Raw genomic sequence first — 22,703 nt, forward strand, 5'->3', positions numbered from 1 at the left:
ATATCTATTTTTGCTCGAGAATACGAGCAGGATTGCCCACCACAGTCACGCCTGCAGGAACACTTTTGGTGACAACGGCCCCCATCCCAACAATCGCACCACGCCCAATCACCAAAGGCTGATCTGGTGTGCCTTGTTTTATCACGGCGCCTGCACCAATGTAAGCATGATCTTCAATATGAATATTACCGTTACATTTTACGCCTGGCGCAAAAGTAACGTAATCTCCAATCACACAATCATGCTCCACATAGGTGTATAAATTGGCATGAAAGCATTTACCGATTTTAATATTCGAAGTAATACTGACAAATGGACTTAAGGCACAACCTTCTGCAATCTCAGCCTGATCCATTAAGACCACATTGTCTGCAATCACAGACCATAAATAAATACCATCTTGTTCGAGTTGTAACGCTAGCTTTTCACGAACTGCACTGTTCGCAATCGCTATCAATGCAAATTTCTGCTCAGCGTGCTGTGCTTTAAAAGTCACATAGTTCATGGCGCGATGACCATTCACGACTTGAATATCATTTAAAGCATCATCAATAAACACGATTTTTGATGTGTCATTTTCACGTGCCAATTGCTGACGTGCCACAGGCATCAGGCTGCGCCCGCACCCCGATGCACCATAAACCGCATAGAGTTTAGTCATTTTTCTGTTCCGGCGAACCAGTGAACTTGGTCATAGTCGCTTCACCTTCGGCACTAATATCATCCTTGGCAATCACTTTTTTTACTGTTTTTAGCATAATTTTAAAGTCCAGCCAAAGCGACTGATTTTCCACATACCACGTATCGAGTTCAAACTTTTTTTCCCATGAAATGGCATTACGGCCATTCACTTGGGCATGCCCTGTCATGCCTGGACGCACGTCATGGCGTTTGGCCTGCTCAGCATTATATAAAGGCAAATATTCCATCAGCAGTGGTCTAGGCCCGACAATGCTCATCTCCCCTTTAATCACATTCCACAGTTCCGGCATTTCATCCAGACTGGTGGCACGGAGCATTTTCCCAAATGGGGTGAGACGTTCATTATCGGGTAATGGGTTTCCGTTTTTGTCCACAGCATCTTTCATGCTGCGAAATTTAATCATTTCAAAGGGTTTGCCATGTAGCCCCGGACGCACCTGACGAAACAATACGGGTGACCCCAAGTTTTTACGCACTTTATAGGCGACATAAGCATAAAGTGGAGAGAGCAGCAATAAAGCGGTGGATGCAATCACCACATCACAGACACGTTTCAGCATCAGATCAACTCCATTTCAGTCATCATATGCTTATTTACTTGATGCACATCATATTTATTAAATGCAATTTCACGTGAACGTTGCCCCATATAGGCGATCAGCTTTGGATCTTCAATAAAATATTGCATGCTTTGAACGAGATCATCGACCGATTTCACCCCGACCAAATAACCGTTTACCCCATTGGATACTGTTTCACGGCAACCCGGTGCATCGGTGGTAATCACCGCACGTCCCATCGCCATCGCTTCTAACACGGTACGCGGTGTACCTTCACGGTAAGATGGCAACACATAGATTGAACTTGCCGCAATTGCAGGACGCACATCACTGAGTTTACCCCAGTAATTTACCGTTTTTTCACTGACCCAAGTCTCCAGTTCAGTTTGAGAAATGGCTGAGGGATTATCATCAATCCAGCCGACCAAATGGAATTCAGTTTCGGGATATTTGGCTTTGATAATCCGTGCAGCTTCAGCATATTCACGAACACCTTTATCCCCCAAAAAACGGGCGATCAGCAAAAATGAGGCTTTGACGATGCCTTGCTCATTTAAAGGCAAAGGCATCACCTCAAAATTTTGTACATTCACCCCTGAACCATTCACCACCACCATCGGCTTACTGGCTTCAAGCAAATGCATATCCTGGAACAGCTTTAAATCATCCGGGTTTTGGAAAAAGACTTTATGAGTATGTTTTAGGGCCTGCGCATAGAGGCCATGCACCATTTTTTGAAACAGACTGCGCTTGCCCGATTCGACATTTTGAAAAGCATAGCCAAGCCCAGTAATCAGCGCAAAACGTTTCGGAACCTTCGCCAACCAAGCCGCCAAAGTACCGTAAATGACCGGTTTAATGGTATAGCACAGTACAACGTCTGGCTGAATTTGACGGATTAACCGATACATTTCCATCAACGTATTCAAGTCTTTGATCGGATTAGTGCCAGTGCGTTGCATTGGAATTTCATAAATGTGATAACCCAAAGCTTGCAGCTTTTGATGCTCATCAGGAAATTGCAATAGGTCAGGTGCCATTACATAAATGTCATAACCTTTGGCGTGAATCGCTTCGAGTAATTTGCCACGGAAGTTCAAAACAGATGGCAGAAAACTGCTGATCATGAGAAATTTCATCTGCCTGATCTCCACACATTCATATATTGTTGGCTGACATTTTCAATACTAAAATTCTTTTCTACTCGCTGACGTGTCGCTTGTTTGAGTCGCTGTTTTTCATCTGCACTTAAATTTACATATTTCAGAATTGCATTGGCAAGCGCATCTGAATCACGTGGCGGTACAATCCAGCCAAGCTCTTGCACAATATATTTGGCATCGCCGACATCAGTACTGATACACGGCAAACCTGATGCCATGGCTTCAACCAAAACATTTGGAAAACCTTCGGTAATCGAAGTCATTAAAAACACATCAATCGATTGATAAAAGGTTGGCATATCGGAGATTTGATCCAGCAACTGGACTTGATTTTCATCGAGCTGATATTGCTCAAAATAGCCCTTGATTTCAGGATTGTCTAAATTGGCACCCTGGCCGGCAATTTTAAAAATAATCGGCTGATCTTTCAGTTTGGCGATCGTTTCAAATAAATAAGGATAGCCTTTTGCCGTATGATAACGACCTGCAAAACCAATCACAATCGGATCATGCAATACAGGATTCGGCTGAAATTTATCTAGGGATACACCATTGGCAATCACCTGTGCATTCGAGTTATTCAGACCATATTGCTGATGTTGGTGTAACGATGAATGCGCACAATAGATAATGCCTGCCGGTTTGGCTGACAACATTTTACTTATTGCCAAAGATAATTTAGTCGCTATCGACTCTTCTTTTGGAGAAGCCAGTGAGTGATGGATACCCCAAAACACCTTCGGTTTATTCGCTAAGCCGAACACACTGAGACTGGTCATCACATTGGCGTGGTACATCCAACATTGCACTGTTTTCGGTGCAAGCTGTTGCAGCAATTTCTTCAGTTTGGCAATAACACCAAAACTATTCAAACCATTCCAGGCCAGCGCATAGTGAGATGAACAGATCGCCAAAGTATCCGCATAAACTTCAGATGTTTTCATGAGTGAAATCACCACATGATTATATTCATTTTGCGTCTGTTTGATCAGGCGTGCCAGCATCATTTCAGCACCGCCCACACCGGCAAAATTGGTGATCACATGTACCATCAATTCTTTGTTCATGATGGATTCTCCATCATCTCTAAATAGCGCTGCAGTACATTGGATTTATAAAATTGCTGGCAATGCTGTTCAAATTCAGCATTAGAAAATTCGACATAGTTACCGAACAATGCCTGATTCATCGCAGCAACCATGCCCTCGACATCATTACATTCAACCAATAAACCAAATTTCGAGTTCACCAGAATTTCCATTGGACCACTTGGACAATTGGTGCTGACCACTTTAATTTTTGAGGCTAAGGCCTGAATTAAAACGCCTGGCAAGCCTTCCCAATTTGAACTTAAAACAAATAAATCGGCATATTTTAAATAGGCATAAGGATTTGGATCGAAGCCCGGTAAATCGACCACATCTTGCAGACCTAAGCTGGTCACCAAAGCTTCAAACTCAGCACGCAGTTCGCCTTCGCCCAAAATAAGCAAACGGGTTTCAGGATGCTGCTGATGTAATTTCGCAAAAGAACGAATCAAAAAGCCAAAATTTTTCGCTTCAGTTAAACGTCCCACAGCCAGAATTACTTTCTGTTCTGGCTGAAAGAAACGATGCTCAACAGGGACGTTTAGTTTTGCCAAATAAGCATCATCAATCACAGGGTTATAGATGGTGATTAAATTTTGCTTTTGATAGCCATAATATTCACGAAAATCTTCCAAGCCGCCATTCGACACACAGACGACTTGGTCTGCCGTGTTATACGTCCAGTTGATGAGGCTAGTCAAAATAAATTTCTTGAAGCCTGAAAGCTTCATATTTTTAGAAGGCGTGGATACCTCTCTAAAAATCAGTCTGGTATTCACCCTCGCCAATTTTTTGGCAAAAGCGCAAATAATATTAGTATGCGTTTGTGTGGCAACCACACAATCATAGTGTTGTTCTTGTAAACGCTTTTTTAGTGGAAATAAGGCATTGGCCACACGCCCACAATTAAAATTAATCAGCTGAATTTTGCTGTTCACTTCAGCAAGCAATTTCGCTTTTTCACCATTCAAATTACATACTGCCAAATCGATCTGCAAACCTTGCTCAGCAAAACTGTTGGCAAGTTGAATGACCGTACGTTCTGCCCCGCCACCACCGAGTGTGGGTAAAAAGAACATGACTTTATTCAGCATAACGAAACCTAAATGAATGGGGAGATTAATGATGGGACTGTTTTTGAGATTGCAGCTCAATTGCGCGCTGCACACGCTCGGCATAATCAGTGATACCTGCAAGTTCAGAATCACTGGCGCAAGTGGCTTTAATTTTGTCTTGATAATCTGCAAAGCTTGAAACGACTTTGGCCGGAACACCAATGGCGACTGAATTATCTGGAATGTCTTTGGTCACCACGGAACCAGCACCGATTACTACATTTGAACCGATCGTTATCCCTGGCATCACAATGCTGTTGACTCCAATAAACACATGCGAACCGACTTGAATCGGTGCAAAACGTTGGTAACGTTTACCGTGCTCATCTTTGACCAAACAGGTACTGCCATCATGGGTAATAAATTTCACCCCTGAGGTGACGGTAACATCATCACCAATGCTCACCAAGAATGGTTCAGAACCCCAACTGCGGATATAGATTCTGCAATTGTTGCCAATGGTCACGCCTTTTTTTCGCGCGTATGCCACACTGCCTTTGGCAAAAAAATAGGCCAAATCAAAGACAGCGTTAAAAACAGCACGGATAAAGCTCATGATTGAAACCTGTGTGATCCGATAAAGGCAATATTCAAGTGAAACAGCAAAAGAAAATGGGCTTTAATCAGCCCATTTTTTCGACAGATTATTTTAACCGAAAATGCGCCTGACAGATACTGCCCCACATATTGGTTTAATCTACTAACTTCGGTAAGGACTTTTCCAGCTTCTTGGCAGGAATGCCGACATAAACGCCTGCTTCAGTGATGTTTTTACTCACCAAAGAACATGCCCCAATCACGCTATTATTGGCAATCGTGACACCATCCAAAACTGTCACTCTTGCACCAAACCAAATATTTTCACCAATCACAATGCCCTGCTTGGTAATTTGATCTTTCACCAAAACCTCGGGATCATCAAACTTATGGTTACTGGCAATCATGATGCTTTGCGTGCCAATACGGGTGTTGTTGCCAATTTTTAAACCGCCACAGCCATTTAAAAAGGATTTGGAATTAATGCTAACATCATGCCCAATCTCAATTTTTCCGCCAAAGCATTTGATATAACAACTTTCACCAATAAAGCTGTTATCACCAATGATCAATGAGGCACCTGACTCGACAATCAGAGTGACATCATCGCCAATATAGACATTTTTCCCGATGATGATTTTACCTGAAATTTCGAGTTTGGTTCGGCGTCCAAAATATTTAAACTGACTGCCAAAAGCTATGCCATATAGGCTTTTTCGGCACTGTGCAGAGAACCAGTTCAGCAATTTTAAACATTTAAAAAAGATCATTCTGGACGTCTCCACACAACGGCTAAAATGGCAAAATTATAGAAGATCAGCGCAACAGGCACCGCAAGCAACATATACAATTTGTCCGCACACAGCCAATACAACCCTGCAAACAAGATAAACTTAATGATGAGTTCGATAATTTGCAGTTTAAACAAAATATGGCTTTGGCGCTTGGCAATCAGATATGCCGAACTTGGCGGATTACAGAAGACTGCCCAATAGCCCAAGGCTAAAATTTGAAAATATGTAGCAATTCCCTGCCATGCTTGGCCAAAAATCATTAAATAAAAAGATTCAGGCAGCACAAAGAAAATTGCAAAAAAAGGCAAAGATACAAGACTTAAAAAGACACTGCTTTTTAAAGCCTCAGTAGCAGAATCCTGCTGATAGAATTTACGGATAAAGAACTGACGAATGGTTTGCGACATCAAATTGATTGGCACACGCAAAGTCCGCTCGACAATAGAATAAAAACCCACTGCTTGAAAGCCAACAAAATGCGCCACCACATAATATGGCAAATTATGCGAAAAACTGTTCAGCAAAGCATGCGGGGTATTGCTGAAAATAAAATCCTTATAATTTTTAAAGGCATTCCAACTGACTTGATAGAGACGCTGATTCAGCACATAAATCAACAGCACCATGATCATTGCCAATGAACTGACGCTATAACTATTGAGTAAATTGATGTTCAACATCAAAGGCAGACTCAGCTGTACCGCCACCACAATCAGACTGCGGAAAATATTTAAGCCTGCACAAAACCATTCCGCTTCGTGGGCAAATTTATAGTTATAGACACTTTGAATCAAGGTGTTGGCAAAGACACCGAGTGCAATCGCAACCGCCATTTCCGCATTGTAAATAAAGCCAATCACCACAGCACTTAAAACTGAAAAAAGCAGTGAAAAAACACTGCTTTCGAAGATTAAGCTTTTTTGATGTTCAGGCTTCGCCACCAATAAGGCTTGATCTAAACGTAAATTAGCCACAGTCGACAAGACGCTGACAAATGCCAACGCCACACCGTACTGACCAAAATCATTTACAGAATAGAGGCGCGTTAAAAAAGGAAGTGCAATAAATGTCATTATCGCACCCACTAATAAACTTAAGGTAATCAGCCCGATCGATTGATATTTTCGGGCTAAATGCATCAGCCTCATTTCAGATTTTGCACATACCATTGCATCGCTAATTGAATACCGTCATCAATACGGAACTGAGGTGCATAACCCAAAGCCTTTTCAATTTTGGCAATGCTGGCTTGTGAATGACGCACATCACCGGCACGGAATTCACGGTACACTTCATCTTTGCTGTAGTTCACACCATTTTCAGCCAACGCAACTTTAATGGCATTAAACAAGTCATTCAGCGTGGTACGGTCACCCACTGCCACATTATAAACCTGGTTTTTCGCTGCATCATCTTGCGTAGTCGCAGCTAAAATATTGGCTTGTACAGTGTTGTCGATAAAGCAGAAATCACGGCTGGTTTCACCATCACCATTAATAAACACATCTTCACCGGCAATCATCGCTGCAGTCCATTTTGGAATCACCGCAGCATAGGCACCATTTGGATCCTGACGCTGACCAAATACATTAAAGTAACGCAGACCAATCGCCTTAAAACCATAGGTTTTGGCAAATACATCAGCATACAGCTCATTGACGTATTTAGTCACTGCATAAGGTGATAATGGCTTACCAATGTTTTCTTCGACTTTTGGCAATGCAGGATGATCACCATAAGTTGAACTACTCGCTGCATAAGTAAAGCTAGATACACCGGCATCACGCGCTGCAGTCAACATATTTAAGAAACCACTGATATTGGTCTCATTGGTGGTGATCGGGTCTGCGATGGAACGGGGTACAGAGCCAAGCGCTGCTTCATGCAAGACATAATCCACACCTGCACAGGCTTTTTGACAATCTGCGAATTGACGGATATCCCCTTCAATAAACTTAAATTTAGCCCATTGCTCAGAACTCACCAAAGCTTGTACTTGATCTAAATTATATTGATGACCTGTCGCAAAGTTATCTAAACCCACAACCATTTGATCTAACTTTAATAAAGTTTCTAATAAATTAGAGCCGATAAAGCCAGCCACACCTGTCACTAACCATATTTTAGGTTGAGCTTGCAGGGTTTCACATACCTGTTGATATTGATTCATGAGGGCATGTCCTATTATAAGCGAAGGTCAGATTCGGCTTGAGACAGTACGTATTTCAAGTCATATAGCACATGTTCAGGCTTGCCGAGTGCGCGGATCGCTTCAGCGCCCATGTCTTTAAATTGCTCATGCGCAACAGCTAAAATCACAGCATCGTAAGTATTATCTTCTAATGTTTGAATTGGGCTAATACCATACTCATGCTCTGCTTCCGTAGCATCTACCCAAGGATCATAGACATCAACATTGACATGATATTCTTGCAATTCATTAATGATATCAATGATACGAGTATTCCGAATATCCGGGCAGTTTTCTTTGAAACTTAAACCTAAAATCAGTACCTTGGCATCTTCAACCTGAATACGTTTTTTCAACATTGCTTTGACCAGCTGCGTCACCACATACGCGCCCATGCCATCATTCAAACGACGACCCGCCAAAATAATTTCAGGATTATAGCCAATCGCTTGGGCTTTATGGGTTAGATAATAGGGATCGACACCAATACAGTGACCACCGACCAGACCGGGACGGAAAGGTAAGAAGTTCCATTTGGTGCCCGCAGCTTGCAATACCGCTTCGGTATCAATACCCATTTTATTGAAAATTAATGCGAGTTCATTAATTAAAGCAATGTTGACATCACGCTGCGTATTCTCAATCACTTTGGCTGCTTCAGCAACTTTAATGTTCGCAGCTTTATGTGTCCCTGCTTCGATAATCAGATTATAAACTTCATCAACAAAATCTGCGACTTCGGGCGTAGAACCAGATGTGATTTTTAGAATATTGGTGACGCGGTGTAATTTATCACCTGGGTTAATACGCTCAGGACTATAACCAGCAAAAAAGTCTTCATTAAACTTTAAACCTGAAATTTTCTCTAATTCAGGAATACACACTTCTTCAGTCGCACCCGGATAAACTGTTGATTCATACACCACAATATCGCCTTTTTTCAAGACTTGACCAATACTATGGGAGGCTTTTACCAGAGGCGTTAAATCAGGTTGCTTATATTGATCAATCGGCGTTGGCACAGTCACAATAAAAAAATTACAGCTTTTTAAGTCATCCAAACTCGTGGTATAGCTTAAATGCATCGATTGTTTTAATTCTTCAGGTGAGACTTCTAAAGTATGATCTTGGCCACGTGTTAATTCATCAATACGTTTTTGGTGAATATCAAAGCCAACAACTGGAACTTTTTTTCCAAACTCCACAGCTAAAGGTAGTCCTACATAACCTAGACCAATAATTGCTATTTTTAGTTCAGAGAGTTGTAACATATAGAAGCCTATGTGATCGATGCTTTATTCATCATCGTGACGTTATAAATAGCATTCTAATATAGCAGAAATTCAAATAATTTTAATTGTAAAATATTGTCGTTATAATAGAGATTATTCAAATATGCAATTCAACATAATCTCCCAATTAGTCACAACAATAGAAAAAAACATCATATTTATTATAGACAAACCCTAACCCTAACCCTAACACCATCTCAATACTTCTATTTTAAAAAATGTGAAAATAATAATTTTTCTTGCATATTAAACGGCAGAGTAAAACTTGAAGTGCGACATAAACCACCTAATTAATTTAAAGGGTTTATGGAGTATATAAAATTGTCATACCATCATCTTAACTTTGAAGATCGTACTGCATTAATGCTTGAGTCAAGAAAAGAAGGCTTTTCACCAAGAAAATTTGCTGAACTCATTAAAAGACATCCGAGTACGATCTATCGTGAGCTTAAAAGAAATAGCATCAATGACGTTTATCAAGCTCAATATGCTTCTGATAACACCTTCGCTAGACGTAGACGCGGTCACAGAAAACTCAAAATCGATTCAATCCTCTGGAAATTTATTGTTGAAGCGATCCGTTGTTTATGGTCTCCTCAGCAAATAGCAAAGCGTTTAAAGACATTTCCTGATTTGGATCAAACAATGAATGTAAGCCATACAACGATTTATTCAACTATACGAGCATTACCAAAGGGTGAGTTGAAAAAAGACTTATTATCCTGTCTGCGTCATGAAAATAAAAAGCGAAAAGCTAACGGTGAACCTAAAAAAGATTCTATATTACATGATATTAAAACTATTCATGAGCGCCCAGCCGAAGTTCAAGAAAGAAAAATACCGGGTCATTGGGAAGCCGATTTAATTAAAGGTAAAGATAATAAAAGTTCGATAGCAACACTTATTGAACGAAATACACGGCTCTGTATCTTGGCAACATTACCTGATGCAAAGGCAGAATCAGTGCGCAAGGCTTTAACTGAAGCTCTGAAATATTTACCTGCAGAACTACGTAAAACGTTGACCTATGACCGTGGACGTGAGATGTCAGAACATAAAATCCTCGAAGAAGATTTAGGCATAGATGTATATTTCTGTGACCCACATTCGCCATGGCAGAAAGGTACATGCGAAAATATGAATGGTTTAATTAGGCAATATTTACCTAAAGGGATTGATTTAAATCAGGCAGATCAGCATTATTTAAATCAAGTTGCCATGTCACTGAATACTCGTCCTAGAAAAGCGTTAGATTGGCTGACACCATTAGAGAAATTTGCTCAGCTTGTTGATTATCATAAGGCTTTTGAAACTGTCGCACCTCATGTTTGAATTCGCCAACATATTACAATTCAACAAAATGTTATGCTAGGTAACAAAAGCTTATTAGTATAAAATACTATTGTTCAAATTTTATATTCTTGGACAAATTATGCCTATATTTATTCATTTCAAATTATTTTTATAAACAGGATTTCGTGTGAGTTACTACCGTTACAGTTTTATGTTAGCGCTTAGTTTAGGAATGACAGGTTGCGCTATTACATCAGGTCTCCAAACATATGATTTACCTAGTGAAGGTGTTTATCAAACTGAGCTTGGAACCTCTGTTAATGTAGTCAAGCTCACTCAAGAATCACTACCTGCTGTACAGCCTGCACAAGTTAATATCAAACAAGATTATGCGCATTTATTCAATACATCACACAAAAATTATAAATTAAGTGCTGGTGATATTCTCTCTATTTATCTTTGGGCTTATCCAGATATAACTCCTCCTACAAGTTCAGTTAGTAGTGAGCAATCTGTTCAGGCCAATGGCTATCAGATTGACCAAAATGGTTATATTCAGTTTCCAATGATTGGCCGTTATAAAGCTGCTGGAAAATCATTAACACAGGTCAATCAGGAATTACGTAGTCAACTTTCTCGTTATTTAAAAACACCCGATGTTATTGCACGGGTATTGTCCTACCAAGGTCAACGCTTTTCTGTGCAAGGTAATGTCATGCGCGGTGGACAATTTTTCTTAAGTGATCAGCCAGTAAGTGTTTATACTGCATTAGGTCTTGCTGGTGGGGTAAATACTGAAAAAGGTGACAATACCTCCATTACCCTTGTTCGCCAAGGTCAAACCTATAGCCTAAATAGTATTGAATTGGAAAAATCAGGCTTCTCTTTACATAACCTACTCATTCAACCTAATGATACCATTTATGTAAACTCTAGAGAAAATCAAAAAATTTATGTCATGGGTGAATCCGGGAAAAATCAATCCCTTCCTATGCGTGACCAAGGGATGAGTCTAAGCGATATTTTAGGTGAAAGTTTAGGTTTAAATCCCCTCTCTGCCAGCCGCAGTAAAATTTATGTGGTGCGCAGCAATCCCAATGACTACAGCACAGAAATTTATCATTTAGATTTGACCAGCATTGGCGATTTTGGTTTAGCCAATCAATTTAAAATGCGCAGCAATGATATTGTCTATGTCGATGCTTCTGGATTGGCTCGTTGGCAACGTGTGATTAACCAAGTTGTTCCTTTTTCTAGCCTTGTGAATACGGCCAGTAATTTGGGCAATTAATATGAATATTGAAAATATTCTTGTGGTTTGCGTGGGGAATATCTGCCGCAGTCCAATGGCTGAATATTTTTTAAAACAGCAATATCCGCAACTTCATATTGAGTCTGCAGGTATTTCTGGCTTAATCGGCCATGCTGCAGATGAAAAAGCACAATTATGTATGCAGCGTTTAGGCATCGATATGCAGCCGCATATTGCCAAGAAACTGAATAGCGACTTGATTAAAAAGGCGGACTTGATTTTGGTGATGAGCCAAAATCAGCAAAAGCATTTAGAACAGACCTGGCCTTTTGCTAAAGGAAAAACATTCCGACTCGGGCATTGGCAAGGCAGAAATGTACCTGATCCCTACCAGCATGAGCAATTGATCTTTGATGAAACCTGTCAATTAATACAAGATTGTATTAGCGACTGGACACAACATATTTAACTTTTTGATAGCAAAATTATGAGCCAAAATACCAATACTGAAGATACAATTGATTTAAAAGAGCTGTTCTTTTCACTCATTGCTCAATGGAAACTCATTGCACTGTGTGTAATTTTAAGTTTGGTATGTGCGTTATTGTATTTAAGAACCACACCCGATACTTATTCAGTCGATGCATTGGTGCAAGTTGAAGAAAGTAAAGGTACCTCTGCCGCTTTATTGGGTGATCTCTCCAGCATGATTGAGCAAAAACAACCTGCTCAAGCTGAAATAGAACTGCTTAAATCACGTTTAGTACTCGGTTCTGTCATTAAAAACTTAAACCTGGATTTAAAAATTTCAGGAACAGAAAATAGTTTTTTTGATCGTTTACTCAGCCCGCATGATTATCAAACTCAATATCAGGCAAAATCAGTTTTATTCCAAGATGATTCTAAATCTTTTGATGTTCGAAAATTTGAAGTTCCAGCTTATTACTTAGATAAAAATCTTCTGCTGAATTTTAATGCCAATAAATTTACTTTAACCGATCCAAAAACCAAGAAAATCCTGTTTAGTGCACCGACCAACCAAGAAAGCCAGCATACTTCTCAACAGGGTACCTGGAAAGTTGCAATCTATACTGAAGATCAATTCAAAGACAGCTATAATATTCAAAAAATGTCATTACCTGCAGCTATGGGGTCAATTACGAACAATTATTCTGTGGCTGAAAAAGGTAAATTGACCGGTATTTTAGGTTTAAATTATCAAGGTCAGGATAAAGAACATATCACTAAAGTTCTGAATTCTATTCTTGTTGCTTATAGCCAACAAAATATTGAACGTCGTTCTGCTGAAACTGCACAAACGCTTAAATTCCTAGATGAACAGTTACCTGAATTAAAACAACAGCTTGATGTTGCAGAGCGTGAATTTAACAAATTCCGCCAACAATATAATACCGTGGATGTGACCAAAGAATCTGAATTGTATTTGACTCAAAGTATTACCTTAGAGACGCAAAAATCACAATTGGAACAGCAACAAGCTGAAATGGCAGCAAAATATACCAACGAACACCCGGTGATGCAGCAAATGAATGCACAGTTGGGAGCGATTAATAAAAAAATTGGTGAGTTGAATGATACTTTAAAACAACTGCCTGATTTACAACGTCGCTATTTACAGCTATATCGAGAGGTTGAAGTTAAAACCCAACTCTATACAGCTTTGCTTAACTCTTACCAGCAACTCCGTATTGCTAAAGCAGGGGAAATTGGTAATGTCCGTGTTGTGGATACTGCCGTTGAACCGAATAAACCAATTGCACCGAAGAAATTACAGATTCTGATTTTATCCATCTTCCTGGGTGGTTTCCTCGGAACCTTGCTAGCTCTACTGCGCAACATGATGCGTTCGGGCATTAAAGATTCCAGCCAGATTGAAAATGAGCTGGATTTACCAGTATATGCCACGGTTCCACGTTCATCGATTCAAGAAAGCCGCATTAAACTGCTGAAAAAGAAAAAGCATATTCCTATTTTAGCCATTAAAAACAGCGATGATATTGCAATTGAAAGCTTACGCAGCATGCGTACCGCGATTCACTTTGCCATGAATCAGGCGAAAAATAATATCATTATGATTTCAGGTCCTTCCCCAGAAGTGGGTAAATCCTTTATTTCTGCAAACCTGGCAACAATTTTAGCGCAAAGTAATAAACGCGTCTTGATCATTGATGGGGATATGCGTCGTGGTTATTTACATAAATATTTCAATCATGACAACCAACCAGGTTTGGCTGAATATTTAAATACTCAGCAAAGTATTGAAAATATTATTAGGCCGACTGAAGTTCATAATTTAGATGTAATTACGCGTGGCAAGAGTCCGGTGAATCCTTCTGAACTTTTGAGCTCAGCAAGATTTTCTACCATGCTAGAACAACTTTCACCTCTGTATGATCATATTATTATTGATACGCCTCCTGTGCTTGCCGTAACCGACGGGATTATCATTTCACAATATGCCGGCGTGAATTTAGTCATTGCACGTTATGCAAAATCACAGATGAAAGAACTTGAATTAACAATTAACCGATTTGACCAAGTCGGAGTTAAGGTCAATGGCTTTATTCTGAATGATATTCAACGTGGCACTGGCGGTTATGGTTATGGTTATGGTTATGGTTATGGTTATAACTATGCCTATGGTTATAAAACCTCAAAAGATAAGGATTAAAAGATTTGATTCATATCAATTGAATTTCTTTATTGTAAAAGTCAGTGATTCACTGGCTTTTTCTTTTTAAGATCATCTTAATCTAAAAATATTTTGGTTTATAAACAAATCAGGATCAAAGCAAAAAAATTATAATTCACTATCAAAGTAGATAAAAAATTGATATTTAATTGTATTAAAAATGTTTTATGTATTCAGTCTGTTATAGAATAACTGGCTTGATAAGAATATATTGGATTTCTGTACAATACGGCTTCCTCGAAACGTGTTGGATAGAAAAGTCTGCTAAAATTAATGCAACTTTTGAATATAAAATGAATTTGGGAAAACCTATGAGTAAAGCCTTACCCATCGCTGTCGCTGTTCTTTTAGGCGGTGCTGCACTTGTACCTGTTTATTATGCAACTCAAAATCCGGCTACCGTGACATCAAAAGCATCAAAGAATGCATCTGCTGTTGAGAAAATCAGTTATGCGCTAGGCTATGAAGTTGCACATCAAACACCACCTGAATTAAATATCAATAGCTTTGTTACCGGTGTACGCGAAGGTCACGCTCGAAATAAACCTGCTTATACAGAACAAGAACTTCAACAAGCCTATGAGCAATTCCAAAAGGAAATGCAACAGAAGCAAGTTGAGCAAGCACAGCAAGTTCAAACAACTAGCGATTCTTTTTTAACTGAAAATGCGAAAAAACCGGGTGTAAAAACTACAGCTTCAGGCTTGCAGTACAAAATCATCAAAGAAGGTACAGGTAAACAACCGGCTGCAAACTCTATTGTGACCGTACATTACAAAGGCCAATTGGTTGACGGTAAAGTATTTGATAGCTCGATTGAACGTGGTGAACCGATTGAGTTCCCATTAAATCAAGTCATTCCGGGTTGGACTGAAGGTCTGCAATTGATGAAAGAAGGCGGTAAAGCGACCCTTTATATCCCTTCACAATTGGGCTATGGTGAACAAGGTGTTCCGGGAATGATTCCTGCCAACAGCACCCTGATTTTTGATGTTGAACTGATCAAAGTAAAATAAAAAAATTCAAGGAGAGCTTTTGCTCTCCTTATTTATCTTGGGATAAGAGAATGAAAACACCTATAACATTGCTTTGTTTCTGCCTTTTTACCACGGCTAGCTTTGCAAAACCCGTGACCAATACCAGTAGTTTAAATGAACAGGTCGGCTACAGCTTTGGCTACTTAATGGGGCGTAGCAATGCCGAATCTGTAAAAGATTTGGATTTAGATGCTTTCATGCTCGGATTAAAGACTGCAGCTCAAGGTGGTAAAGCTGCTCTCACCGATGAGGAAATGGCACGCGTCCTGACCCAACATAAAAAATTAAGTGATGCAAAACAGCTTATCGAACTGAAACAGAAAGCAGATGCCAATGCCAAAATCGGGGCAGAATTTTTAAAAGCCAATGCTAAAAAACAAGGCGTGCAAACCACTAAATCTGGTTTGCAATATCAAATATTAAAACAAGGCACAGGGAAATCCCCTCAAGCCAATTCCGTTGTCAAAGTCAATTATGAAGGTCGTTTAATAGACGGTACAGTTTTTGACAGCTCAATTGCCCGAAATCAACCAGCTGAATTTCAGGTTAGCCAAGTCATTCAAGGTTGGACTGAAGGCTTACAACTGATGAAAGAAGGTGCTCAGTATCGCTTCTTTATTCCAGCACAACTTGGCTATGGTCAAATTGGCTCTGGTGATGTAATCGAACCGAATAGTACTTTAATTTTTGATGTAGAACTTCTTGAAGTCTTACCTAAATCGACTAAATAACCCTTATTTAACCCATATTAAAAAGTAGCGGGCAGGTCAATTTGAGCAAAAAATCATGCTCATTCACTCCTCGCTATTTTTTATGATTTAATCAATCTATTTGCCAATATTGGCGTTCAATATAAAAGCATTTCTTCTTTTTCAAGCGATGTATACCCCCTGCCAAACTGCATAATATAATAAAAAATCAATAATTATCAAAAACTTATATTTTAAATTTATCTTAGCTAATAGCATGTTGCAATTTATTGATAATAGTATGCAGTCAAAATAAATCGATCTTGTACAATCTTCAAAGATGCTTTATTTCTATGTATCCATCAATACATTTTCTTCACGAATAACAAGGATTGAATCAATGGCTCTAACAATTAAAACTCGCGAAATTCAGTACACTGCTGCAGATGGAACTCATTTGATTGGATACTTTGCAGCGCCTGAATCAGAAACACCGGTCGCGGGCGTGATTGTAGCGCCTGAATGGTGGGGACGAAATGAATACACCGAACAACGTGCACGTGAACTCGCCGAACATGGCTATGCAGCGCTTGCCATTGATATGTACGGTGATAAAAAAGTAACCACTACAGTTCCACAAGCCAGTGAATGGATGATGCAAACCTTTAAAGATCCTGAAACAATTGTGACTCGTGCGTCTGCAGGTTTAGCAACATTAGCAGCGCAAGAAGAAGTAAATGCAGATAAACTGGCTGCTGTAGGCTTCTGTTATGGTGGCAAAGTTGTGCTTGATCTGGCACGTTCCGGTGCACCTTTACAAGCGGTGGTCACGTTCCATGGCACATTGACTCCGAAAGCACCTGCACAGCCCGGAAAAGTAAAAGCTGAAATTTTAGTTCTCCACGGAGAACTCGACAGCATGGTCAGTTTAGATGATGTTGCACGCTTTAAACAAGAAATGCAGGCGGCTCAAGTCGAGCATGAAGTGATGATCTTTAAAGGTGCCAAACATGGCTTTAGTAACCCACTTGCCGACGAACGTGCCAAAGCCAATGGGGTTGATCTTGGCTATAATGCAGCCGCAGAACAACAAGGCTTATCTGCCATGTATGAATTATTAAAAACTCGACTTGGTGAATAGCAATGAAGGTAAAGATGGTTCTGCCATCTTTACCCATCCAGTGAGCTGGATATTTTAAAAATTATATTTTTAAAGAGGATAGAACAATGACTGAAAACAACTGCCCGTATTGCAACTTTGATGAATATGACATCATTGATAAAAATGACTTTGGTGTGATTTTGCCTGAGCCGAATGCATTATCTAAAGGTCACTCTGTCATTGTTCCTCTACGTCATGTCAGCTCTTTTTTCGATGTCACAGACAAAGAACGTAAAAGCTTAATGTCTTTACTTGAGCTTGCACGTAATGAGCTTCAGTTGCGCCACCACCCTTCTGGCTTTCATATTGGTTTCAATGATGGCAGTGTGTTTGGTGAAGCCTCTGAACATTTACACATTCATATTATTCCACGCTATGAAGGTCAAACCTTAAAACTGGATGAGCGTTGGGGTATGACCAGTAAATAGAAATAGATCCTGCTGATTCAAAAATGATGCTGTAGCATCATTTTTTATGTCTGGTCACAACCGCAATGCTACACAGTTTTCGCTATACTATTCATCTACTCCAAATACGCGGTTCGCATGTCACAGTTTTCTTTTTCCGATGCCCTTCTTTCCTGGTTCGACGTTCATGGTCGTCATGATTTGCCGTGGCAAGTGGTCGATGATCCATATAAGGTTTGGGTATCAGAAATTATGTTACAGCAGACCCAAGTTAAAACTGTACTGCAATACTTTGATCGCTTTATAGCTCGCTTTCCAACAGTTAACGATTTAGGCTTAGCCAGTTGGGATGATGTTGCACCCTATTGGGCAGGACTCGGTTACTATGCACGTGCACGAAATTTACATAAAGCTGCGGGAATTGTGGCACGTCAGGGTCATTTTCCAGCCACATTAGAACAATGGATTGAGCTTCCCGGGATTGGCCCTTCGACCGCTGGTGCACTCATGTCGCTTGGTTTACGTCAGTACGGCGTCATTATGGATGGCAATGTCAAACGAGTATTAGCGCGTTTCTTTGCCATTGAAGATGATCTGTCTAAACCCGTACATGAACGTGCCATGTGGCAACTGGCAGAACAGCTTTGCCCTGTTGAGCGCAATCACGACTATACCCAAGCGATTATGGACTTGGGCGCAACCGTATGCACCCCGAAAAAACCGCTGTGTTTATATTGTCCGATGCAGCCGCACTGTAAAGCGCATCAACAAGGTTTAGAAACTGAACTGCCTTTTAAAAAGCCGAAGAAAGCCGTACCCGTCAAATCAGCACAAGTCTTGGTGATTCAGTCGAATGATCAATGGTTATGGCAACAACGTCCGAATAGCGGCTTATGGGGTGGTTTATGGTGCTTGCCGATTATTGAAAATCCGGTTGAATTTGAAAGCTTGTGCCAAACCTTAGGACTCAAAAAAGTCATCCAACGAGCTGAGATTACGCATAGTTTTACCCATTTTACCTGGCAACTTGAAGCCATCTGTTTTGAGGTGGATGCAGATCAACAAGAACATCTTTCTATTGAATTAGGTGGTTCCTGGTTAGCAACACAAATTGCAACCGAAATGGGCATTCCCACGGCGATGAAAAAATTGATCTCTGCCATAAATTTATGACATAGTCAGGCACTGTTAATGAACTACTCGCAGCTAAAGCAACAAGTTTCCGAAGTACAACCTAGGTTGCACTCATCTCTTTTGACATTTCATCGACAATGCGATTAAGGGCAGAACCCTTAACCGACTTACGACTGCCTCCACGCCCACTAGCAGAAGAAAGTAAATCCTCTACCAACACTGTTCCAGTGTCTAAAATTAAACTTATCGCTCGACTCTTAATCACTTTTGATGCATTTTTATCTGCATTATCAGTATGTCCACAACTCACACATTTAAACCTGTCTTGGCTTTTGCGATTATCGGGGTGAGTGTGGCCGCACAAAGCGCACTCCTGACTTGTATAAGCAGCTCGAACTTTAAATACAGCTTTATCTAATCTCTTGGCTTTGTACTTCACGTAATTTTCGATCATGTACCAGCCGACATTTAGGATTGCTTTATTTAATCCTGCTTTTGCTTTTGCCTTATTTGGCAAATAGCAACCTGATTCATCTTGCACAGGCTTTGGTTTTAACGTCATGTTTTGAGTATTTAATTTCTCAAAAATAAAGACCTTATTCTTTTCATTGCCGACCAAGCTATGGCTTGTCTTGTGAGCAAAATCATTGCGTATATTGGCTTTTTTTGCGTGATGAGTAGCGATGCGATGTTTGGTTCTAGCTCTGCTATTAGAGCCTTTTTGCTGTCTGGCCAATTTACGTTGCAATCGCTTGATATAGCGATCCGCTTTAGCCATATGGTTCTTTTGTTTCTTTGAAAAATCATATTCCTGCTCATTGGTGCAAACAGGGATGGTTATACCACGGTCAATCCCAATCACGCATTCATTTAACTGCTCTTTGTTAAATCCATGTAAATATTCTAAATGTTCGCTAGGCTTAATTTCAGCAACATCATTTAGATCATCGTAGCAGAACGACACAAAGTATTGCCCACGTTCTTTACGAATGTAGAGAGACTTAGGTATTTGAAAATGACTATGGGCTTTGAATTTTAAAAATCCAATATTATTTTTTTTAGCACCGATAAACAGGATGGTTTGACCAAATTGATCTTTCTCGAATCGGAACAATTCACGAGTTAGGTAAATGCTACCTTTATCGGTTTTAGCCTTACGCTTTGGTCGACCACATAAACCTTTTTTAAAATTACTGAGTGTATTAAACCAATTTGTAGATGTATTTCTAAGGATTTGGCTGGGGCAATCCGACAACCAAGGGCTTAAATCTTTTGATTTAAAGTGGCTGTAGCTTTGGTCTTGAGTTAAGTAATATTGCTTTATAATTGTAAATTTTTGAGCAAAAGTTCTGTAATACTTATCTTCATCACACTTGGCATTCCAAATGAATCTCGCACATCCCATCCACTGGCTCAGAATCAACTTCTGCTCTTCTGTTGGATATGCTCTAAATTTAACGCCTAAAATCATAAGTATTTTGCTATTTGGTTGCTGTAATTTTATACCAACCTCAACCTTGAGTAAATTCAGTAAGTGAATAAAATATATAAATAGAGAACAGGGAAACGTTGTGTTTTTAAAAACCATGCTCACCTAGTATTTGTTACTAAATATCGCAGAGTTGTTCTAACAAAAGAAATGTTGGATGCGCTCAGGGAGATAATAAAAGAAACTTGCGAACAAATGGATTGTGAACTTTTATATTTTAATGGTGAAGATGATCACCCCAACATCACCATTTCTAATTTAGCAGGAAAGCTAAAAAGCAAAAGCTCATATTTATTAAGAAGAGAAGTTTCTAGGACTTAATAACTGATGTTACGCAGTAAGTATATTTTTGAACATCTTCGCCACTACATATTGTGGTCGATTTTTTTAAAAATAGAATGGGGGCGTAACATCAGTTGATAAAAACAAAATTGTGGGTCAATCATTTTTGGTTGCCTAGTTATTGTGTTGTATCTTGCAGTGGGCAAGCCTTGAAGTAGTAAAACAATACATAGAGAGTTAAAGATAGCCTCCCTCAATATCCCCAATAAAAAGATCGAAAAAATTAAGAGCTAAGAATGGCTTAACTCACCCTTAAAAGAGCGAGAATGCGTTACTATTTTTGTTCAAATAATTTTCACATAGATTAGAATGAAAAAAGGATAAACAGTGCTTCGTTTTATTTATGCATTATTACTTGGTTTTAGTGTGCTATGGATTTCCGCATGTACATCAAGCCCTAAAAAGCCTTCCTCTACTCCGCTTCCATCTGCTCAGGTACAAAAGCTGAAAAGTATGCAGCTGAAATCGTCATTGCCTATTCCGGTAAAAAATATCAAAGCCAGACAGTTAAAGGATACCTGGGGGGCTTCCCGTAGTAGTGGCCGCACCCATGAAGGCATTGATATTATGGCTCCACGTGGAACAAAAGTGCTGAGTGCCACAGAAGGTTTAATTGCTGACTTACGCAATAACAATTTGGGTGGTAAAGTGGTTTGGATTATGGGGCCTGGCGGAACCTGGCATTACTATGCCCATCTGGATGAGCATAAACGCGGCTTAAATGTCGGTGATTATGTCAAAAAAGGTGATCTGATTGGCTATGTCGGCAATACGGGCAACGCACGTCATACGGCACCGCATTTGCACTATGGTATTTACCTTGATGGTAAAGGTCGTGGTGTGGTCAACCCCTATCCTTATTTACGTTAATTTTTTAGGAACTATTCATGTCAGAAGCGCTGATCAATCGTTTGGTCGAATTTGCTGAATCAGGCAATCAACAAAAAATTGTTTTGGCTGGACAAAGCCATCAAGGTTGGGTGATGGAAATCACTGAGGAAGCGCTTTTGATTAGCACCGGTTTTGCCGAAAAAACGGGACAAGACATGTGGGTTCAATTCACTGACTTGCCCCAGGCAGAGCTTTATTATTGGGATAGTCAACAGGATCAGTGGGCTGAATTTAAGCTTTAAGCCGCTTCAGGAGCATCAGAAATGTCGATTCAACGCTGTGGTTGGTGCTCGAATGATGCTCTTTATATCGCTTATCATGATCATGAGTGGGGCAAAGCCAGTCATAATGAAGCGCATTTATTTGAAATGTTTTGTCTGGAAGGACAACAAGCAGGTTTGTCCTGGATTACCGTGCTGAAAAAGCGGGATAGCTATCGACAGCATTTCTTTCAATTTTCAATTGAAACCATTGCCTCATTTACAGATGAACAACTTCAGCTGAAATGTGAAGATGCTAGTCTGATACGGCATATCGGCAAGCTCAAAGCCATTCGTGACAACGCTATTGCCTGGCAATATTTAACCCAAGAATTAAAGCCACAACAGAGCAATGTCAGTGAATGGTTATGGAATTTTGTTGCACAGAAAACCCGATATAATGATGTACCGGACTATCGTCAGGCACCCGCCCAGACTGAAATCAGTATTGCCCTTTCCAAAGCCTTAAAAAAGAAGGGCTTTAAATTTGTTGGCCCCACCACCTGTTATGCTTTTATGCAGGCAGTCGGTATGGTCGATGATCATGAAAACTATTGCTCTTTTAAATCATTTTAAAACATCCACAAGATAA

The 22,703-nt window shown here is 39.9% G+C and carries 23 protein-coding genes and 2 pseudogenes; 14 read left to right on the forward strand and 11 right to left on the reverse strand.

Annotation, left to right across the window (positions count from 1 at the left end; translation table 11 throughout):
• Positions 1-4: 4 nt before the first annotated feature.
• The 10 genes from E0409_RS06880 to tviB form a co-directional block, all read right to left on the reverse strand.
• Positions 5-661 carry a NeuD/PglB/VioB family sugar acetyltransferase gene (locus E0409_RS06880; RefSeq protein ID WP_131289124.1) on the reverse strand — a complete coding sequence of 219 codons (657 nt, stop codon included), beginning with the start codon at positions 659-661 and terminating at the stop codon, positions 5-7.
• Positions 654-1,262, reverse strand: coding sequence for a sugar transferase (locus E0409_RS06885; protein WP_131289126.1), 609 nt, complete (start codon positions 1,260-1,262; stop codon positions 654-656). Before E0409_RS06885 ends, E0409_RS06880 begins: the two co-directional genes overlap by 8 nt.
• Positions 1,262-2,401, reverse strand: coding sequence for a glycosyltransferase family 4 protein (locus tag E0409_RS06890; protein WP_131289128.1), 1,140 nt, complete (start codon positions 2,399-2,401; stop codon positions 1,262-1,264). The genes E0409_RS06885 and E0409_RS06890 overlap by 1 nt, the downstream gene beginning before the upstream one ends.
• Positions 2,398-3,492, reverse strand: a complete 1,095-nt coding sequence (locus E0409_RS06895; RefSeq protein WP_131289130.1) for a glycosyltransferase — start codon at positions 3,490-3,492, stop codon at positions 2,398-2,400. Before E0409_RS06895 ends, E0409_RS06890 begins: the two co-directional genes overlap by 4 nt.
• Positions 3,489-4,607: a glycosyltransferase gene (locus tag E0409_RS06900; protein ID WP_131289132.1), complete on the reverse strand. Its 1,119-nt coding sequence runs from the start codon at positions 4,605-4,607 to the stop codon at positions 3,489-3,491. The genes E0409_RS06895 and E0409_RS06900 overlap by 4 nt, the downstream gene beginning before the upstream one ends.
• A gap of 25 nt (positions 4,608-4,632) precedes the next feature.
• Positions 4,633-5,184, reverse strand: a complete 552-nt coding sequence (locus E0409_RS06905) for an acyltransferase (RefSeq protein ID WP_131289134.1) — start codon at positions 5,182-5,184, stop codon at positions 4,633-4,635.
• 136 nt (positions 5,185-5,320) lie between these two features.
• Positions 5,321-5,935: an acyltransferase gene (locus E0409_RS06910; protein WP_252151781.1), complete on the reverse strand. Its 615-nt coding sequence runs from the start codon at positions 5,933-5,935 to the stop codon at positions 5,321-5,323.
• Positions 5,932-7,128 (reverse strand): lipopolysaccharide biosynthesis protein, encoded by a 1,197-nt coding sequence (locus tag E0409_RS06915; protein WP_353682183.1) that lies wholly within the window; start codon positions 7,126-7,128, stop codon positions 5,932-5,934. The genes E0409_RS06910 and E0409_RS06915 overlap by 4 nt, the downstream gene beginning before the upstream one ends.
• Positions 7,104-8,129 carry an NAD-dependent epimerase/dehydratase family protein gene (locus E0409_RS06920; RefSeq protein WP_131289138.1) on the reverse strand — a complete coding sequence of 342 codons (1,026 nt, stop codon included), beginning with the start codon at positions 8,127-8,129 and terminating at the stop codon, positions 7,104-7,106. The genes E0409_RS06915 and E0409_RS06920 overlap by 25 nt, the downstream gene beginning before the upstream one ends.
• A gap of 14 nt (positions 8,130-8,143) precedes the next feature.
• Complete coding sequence (gene tviB / locus E0409_RS06925; RefSeq protein WP_131289140.1) at positions 8,144-9,421, reverse strand: Vi polysaccharide biosynthesis UDP-N-acetylglucosamine C-6 dehydrogenase TviB; 1,278 nt, start codon at positions 9,419-9,421, stop codon at positions 8,144-8,146.
• A 327-nt stretch (positions 9,422-9,748) separates the two neighbouring features.
• Here tviB and E0409_RS06930 point away from each other — a divergent pair, with 327 nt between their 5' ends.
• From E0409_RS06930 to mutY, 9 genes are all read left to right on the forward strand, one after another.
• A complete protein-coding gene (locus E0409_RS06930; protein ID WP_131289142.1) occupies positions 9,749-10,774 on the forward strand; it encodes an IS30-like element ISAba125 family transposase in 1,026 nt (341 codons plus the stop codon).
• 148 nt (positions 10,775-10,922) lie between these two features.
• Positions 10,923-12,026: a polysaccharide biosynthesis/export family protein gene (locus E0409_RS06935; protein WP_213073360.1), complete on the forward strand. Its 1,104-nt coding sequence runs from the start codon at positions 10,923-10,925 to the stop codon at positions 12,024-12,026.
• A 1-nt stretch (position 12,027) separates the two neighbouring features.
• Positions 12,028-12,456: a low molecular weight protein-tyrosine-phosphatase gene (locus E0409_RS06940; protein WP_131289144.1), complete on the forward strand. Its 429-nt coding sequence runs from the start codon at positions 12,028-12,030 to the stop codon at positions 12,454-12,456.
• Between the two features lie 18 nt (positions 12,457-12,474).
• The gene (locus E0409_RS06945) at positions 12,475-14,679 is read left to right on the forward strand and encodes a polysaccharide biosynthesis tyrosine autokinase (RefSeq protein WP_131289146.1); all 2,205 of its coding nucleotides are present in this window, start codon (positions 12,475-12,477) and stop codon (positions 14,677-14,679) included.
• A gap of 332 nt (positions 14,680-15,011) precedes the next feature.
• Entirely contained in the window at positions 15,012-15,716 is a 705-nt protein-coding gene (gene bamJ, locus E0409_RS06950; RefSeq protein WP_131289148.1) for a BamJ family beta-barrel-assembly machinery protein, read from the forward strand.
• A 50-nt stretch (positions 15,717-15,766) separates the two neighbouring features.
• Positions 15,767-16,468, forward strand: a complete 702-nt coding sequence (gene bamJ / locus E0409_RS06955) for a BamJ family beta-barrel-assembly machinery protein (RefSeq protein ID WP_131289150.1) — start codon at positions 15,767-15,769, stop codon at positions 16,466-16,468.
• Positions 16,469-16,826: 358 nt separating this feature from the next.
• Positions 16,827-17,567 (forward strand): dienelactone hydrolase family protein, encoded by a 741-nt coding sequence (locus tag E0409_RS06960; RefSeq protein ID WP_131289152.1) that lies wholly within the window; start codon positions 16,827-16,829, stop codon positions 17,565-17,567.
• A gap of 86 nt (positions 17,568-17,653) precedes the next feature.
• Positions 17,654-18,016 (forward strand): HIT family protein, encoded by a 363-nt coding sequence (locus E0409_RS06965; RefSeq protein ID WP_131289154.1) that lies wholly within the window; start codon positions 17,654-17,656, stop codon positions 18,014-18,016.
• Positions 18,017-18,133: 117 nt separating this feature from the next.
• A complete protein-coding gene (gene mutY / locus E0409_RS06970) occupies positions 18,134-19,168 on the forward strand; it encodes an A/G-specific adenine glycosylase (protein WP_131289156.1) in 1,035 nt (344 codons plus the stop codon).
• A gap of 61 nt (positions 19,169-19,229) precedes the next feature.
• Here the strand turns inward: mutY and E0409_RS06975 are convergent, their stop codons facing one another.
• Positions 19,230-20,717, reverse strand: coding sequence for an RNA-guided endonuclease InsQ/TnpB family protein (locus E0409_RS06975; protein ID WP_235942341.1), 1,488 nt, complete (start codon positions 20,715-20,717; stop codon positions 19,230-19,232).
• Here E0409_RS06975 and tnpA point away from each other — a divergent pair.
• The 5 genes and pseudogenes from tnpA to E0409_RS07000 all read left to right on the forward strand — a co-directional run.
• Positions 20,685-20,922: pseudogene (gene tnpA / locus E0409_RS06980) on the forward strand (IS200/IS605 family transposase); the annotation flags it as partial. The gene E0409_RS06975 and the pseudogene tnpA overlap by 33 nt on opposite strands.
• A gap of 118 nt (positions 20,923-21,040) precedes the next feature.
• Positions 21,041-21,216, forward strand: a pseudogene (locus E0409_RS17055) (transposase); the annotation flags it as partial.
• 71 nt (positions 21,217-21,287) lie between these two features.
• Positions 21,288-21,830, forward strand: coding sequence for a M23 family metallopeptidase (locus E0409_RS06990; RefSeq protein ID WP_131289160.1), 543 nt, complete (start codon positions 21,288-21,290; stop codon positions 21,828-21,830).
• 17 nt (positions 21,831-21,847) lie between these two features.
• Positions 21,848-22,093 (forward strand): hypothetical protein, encoded by a 246-nt coding sequence (locus E0409_RS06995; RefSeq protein ID WP_131289162.1) that lies wholly within the window; start codon positions 21,848-21,850, stop codon positions 22,091-22,093.
• 21 nt (positions 22,094-22,114) lie between these two features.
• On the forward strand, positions 22,115-22,687 hold the full coding sequence (locus E0409_RS07000) for a DNA-3-methyladenine glycosylase I (RefSeq protein ID WP_131289163.1): 573 nt from the start codon (positions 22,115-22,117) through the stop codon (positions 22,685-22,687).
• Positions 22,688-22,703: the final 16 nt, after the last annotated feature.

This window comes from Acinetobacter sp. ANC 4862 (assembly GCF_004336635.1).
Lineage (GTDB): Bacteria > Pseudomonadota > Gammaproteobacteria > Pseudomonadales > Moraxellaceae > Acinetobacter.